A 3,253-nucleotide genomic window follows, 5' to 3' on the forward strand; every position below is an offset into this window, starting at 1 on the left:
TTTTCATGATCTTGCCCTGCCCAATAGGCCGCCAAAGCAGCTTTCAACCTTTCGGCTTACCGCACTTTTAAACTTGCTAGCCAGTCGCATTTGGGTACGCTACCGCCCTTAGGTTTGGCTCCTAAAGGCAATAGTGACAATTTGTTCGCTTTATACGTTTCTCATACGGTTTTAAATATGCGGGGGCATTCTAGCAAAGTAAGTGCATATTAACCAGTTTGAAGTTGACTCTGGCATGACAAACAACTCACCACGCATTCAGCCAGCGAGAGCATTGTACGTCTTGCAGGTACTGAGTACCTATGTGGTAGCGGTTTTCTTGTGCTGCATCGCAGTAGCGTTTTTCTATATCAATAAAAATGTTGCCGTTTCGGTACAGCGACACGAAGCTTGGGTTGTTGTTTACCGCCAATAACGCTTTAATCTCGGTGCGTGTTAACCCTTGTGGGTAGTGGTTAACCAGCAGTTTCAAGAACTCGCCAATGCGCCCTTCCACTCGCGCTATCTCTTTTTCTAAAATGGTGACTTTTTCTTCCGTTGTCAGTTTTTTTAGGCTGATATCGTCCATTTGCCCTCTCCCTAATTCTACTTTTGTATCTTGACGTTTTTTGTCTGTATTCGCGCTTGGTCTGCCCTAGCCTTTGGTTTTTCTAAGCTTTTCGCTTCCTAAATCATTGGTTTTCAATAGCTTTTAGCTGTGTGAACAAGCGCTTCGTCTGTAAATAATCGAATGGTCACTGCTTAGAATCCGCGCCGTGCGATTTGGATTGAACGAGGGCCTTGATACGTGCTTCGAACGGATTGGTGGTGCTTTTGGCTTGGTAGTCCGCTAGGGCCTGAGAGACGGGCATGGGTTGTTTGTGAACCATGGGCTTGGCTGCCGGTTGGGTTTTAGCTTCCTTGGTCGATGTAGAAGCAGAAGCCCTTGCTGGTTTAGCCGCTTTTGTTTGCTTAGCCGCTCTAGCCTGCTTAAAGACTGGCGATGAGTCTCGCTTCGCTTTGGCTTGGGCGCTTCTTCTTAGCCAGCCATTCACAAAGTGGCCAATGTGCTCAAAGGGTTTGCGCTTATCGGGGTTGATGTACAGCCAGGCTTGCATGGCATGCAGTTCTTGCAGCACATCTAACTTTGGGTAGGTTCGCTCTAAGATTTTGTAGAACTCATGATAAATCGGCGCGCTGCCCTCTTTGGTGAGCAGGTGAATCACGGCTTCATTCTGTTGGCTTATTGGAGTAGTGGTGGCTTGAGGTGTCAATACCTCATGTTGTTCAGAACCGCTTTGGGGATCAAGAACATCGGTGTCATCCAAGAGGCCGTTTTTCAAGATCAACTCTGTTTTATGTTCTTTATGAAAGATTATGTGTGCCAGATGATCACTCTCCGTGGTGGATCTTGAGTCACCCAGGGGAGTGTCTGAATGGTCGGTTTTCTGCGCATATTCTGTCTTCTGTGGGTATTCCGACGAAGCTGACGGTAAACCTGTTTGTTCTACATTCGTGTTCTCTTGATTCGCTTGGGCTAGATCGGTCTGCTGAATGTGGCTGTCGCTGGGAAGGCGCAGCTGATATATGTTGCTGCGCTGGCGTCCTGAATCATCAAAGCGCTTTATCCGCTTCACAAAACCTTGTTTTTCGAGCTCGTTAACGTGTCGTTTAACGGTTCTTACCGACACTTCGCAATATTGCGCTAAGTAATTTAAGGATGGGAAACACACGCCGCGCGCGTCTGCGTTATCGGCTAATTTCAATAGCACTAACTTGCTTATTGGCGAGCCGGTTTTTAAGGGGATAAAAGAAAGAATAAGAGAAACACACATGGTTAACGCTCCTTGTTAAATGACCATTAGTACTGAAATCCATTGATAAAAAGGGCATTAACAACACTTTTTGGCGCTTTAGGGGCAAAAGGCCTATGAGATAAGTTGTAAGAAAAGATGTTTGGTTAATCACCTCGGATAGATATGCAACACCAACCTTATAAGTCAGTAACTTTTCGAAGCACCTCTCACTTTTTTGCGTTCCTCTGTTTTCGTGTTATTCCCGCCAACCCCAATCAAGAATGTTGAAGTACATTGCCCTCCCCATGCAGCAATAAGGTGCTTAATGAAGGCGATAGTTTCTCTTTTTATTTCAGCGTATCAACCCGGAATGGCGAGCATCGAGTGCCGTGCTAACTCCCTCACTCAATCACGTCAGCCGTTATTTTTTAGTGATAGTGATGGGTTTGGCCAAGTACTGAGCTATGAAGTTAACGGTTATAAAGAAAGCCATTTAGAAGGTTGTTATTTTAATGAGGATGAATGCGGTGACACCCCCAGCTATGACGATATTTGCTGGATGATCAGCCGATCGCGGCGTGAATCGCCTCTGGGTTATTACGTGATGTATTTACGTTATGTCAGCCACCACCCCGGCTATGAAAAAACCGTAGCCACCAGTCTGCGACAACACATCGCATTGCACCCTGATTTAAATGAATCGCTATCAACGTCTTTAATCGCCTATTTACAACAACACGAGGATTTATTTTGTCAAACACTCCACCAGCAACTGATCGAGTTCCAAATCAGCCGTTAGAAGCGTCTGTTTTACAAGAGCGGGCTGACACCAAAGAACGAATTGATTCGGAAGAGCAGGCTAGCAAGATGGAGCTTATCCCTTCGTTAGAGCCTTGTTTACCTTCAGCATCCTATTCATTCAGCCTGGTTTCGATTTTACTCCGCTTACCTCATTGCCCGCCATATTCCTTTATTACTGTGCATTGCAGCGCCACGCCGCCACAGCAAGATGTAGGCGTAGCCGAGATTCGCCAATGGCATAAAAAGAGAGGCTGGCGCGATGTGGGGTATCACTTTGTTATTCGTCGCAATGGGGATGTCCAATTGGGCAGGCCGCTGTCGCAAACTGGCGCGCATGTGAAAGGACACAACAAGGGCAATATTGGGGTTTGTTTGGTTGGCGGTTGTAATGCCGAGCTGCAACCAGAAGATAACTTCACACTTGCGCAGCGCAAGGCACTGTTTGGTTTGATGGCTGCACTGCAAGAGCAGTTCTTGATTTCAGATGAGAATGTTAAGGGGCATAAAGATTGGGGCGTGAATAAAGCGTGTCCTGTTTTGAAGATAAAAGCTTAAGAGCAGATGCGGGATTCGAAAAGTGAGGAAAATAAAGTGAGAGTGGTGCTTTTAGCTCCTCCCCTTTATCACGACTGTTACTTGGCAAAAAATATCCTATACAAGGGGAGGCTGGGAGGGGT

4 protein-coding genes are annotated in these 3,253 nt (G+C 46.3%); 2 read left to right on the forward strand and 2 right to left on the reverse strand.

Translation table 11 applies throughout. The annotated features are described in order from the left end of the window. Nucleotides 1-247: 247 nt before the first annotated feature. Both AB4482_RS22695 and AB4482_RS22700 read right to left on the reverse strand, forming a co-directional pair. On the reverse strand, nt 248-568 hold the full coding sequence (locus tag AB4482_RS22695) for a hypothetical protein (RefSeq protein ID WP_102332639.1): 321 nt from the start codon (nt 566-568) through the stop codon (nt 248-250). Nucleotides 569-734: 166 nt separating this feature from the next. Next, nucleotides 735-1,814, reverse strand: coding sequence for a helix-turn-helix domain-containing protein (locus AB4482_RS22700; protein ID WP_372181773.1), 1,080 nt, complete (start codon nt 1,812-1,814; stop codon nt 735-737). A 286-nt stretch (nt 1,815-2,100) separates the two neighbouring features. Between AB4482_RS22700 and AB4482_RS22705 the strand changes: the two genes are divergently transcribed. Both AB4482_RS22705 and AB4482_RS22710 read left to right on the forward strand, forming a co-directional pair. Continuing rightward, entirely contained in the window at nt 2,101-2,574 is a 474-nt protein-coding gene (locus AB4482_RS22705; RefSeq protein WP_372152032.1) for a hypothetical protein, read from the forward strand. Next, the gene (locus AB4482_RS22710; protein ID WP_372181775.1) at nt 2,526-3,131 is read left to right on the forward strand and encodes an N-acetylmuramoyl-L-alanine amidase; all 606 of its coding nucleotides are present in this window, start codon (nt 2,526-2,528) and stop codon (nt 3,129-3,131) included. The genes AB4482_RS22705 and AB4482_RS22710 overlap by 49 nt, the downstream gene beginning before the upstream one ends. Nucleotides 3,132-3,253 lie beyond the last annotated feature (122 nt).

It is taken from the genome of Vibrio sp. 10N.222.55.C7, assembly GCF_041473335.1.
GTDB classification, from domain to species: domain Bacteria; phylum Pseudomonadota; class Gammaproteobacteria; order Enterobacterales; family Vibrionaceae; genus Vibrio; species Vibrio crassostreae_C.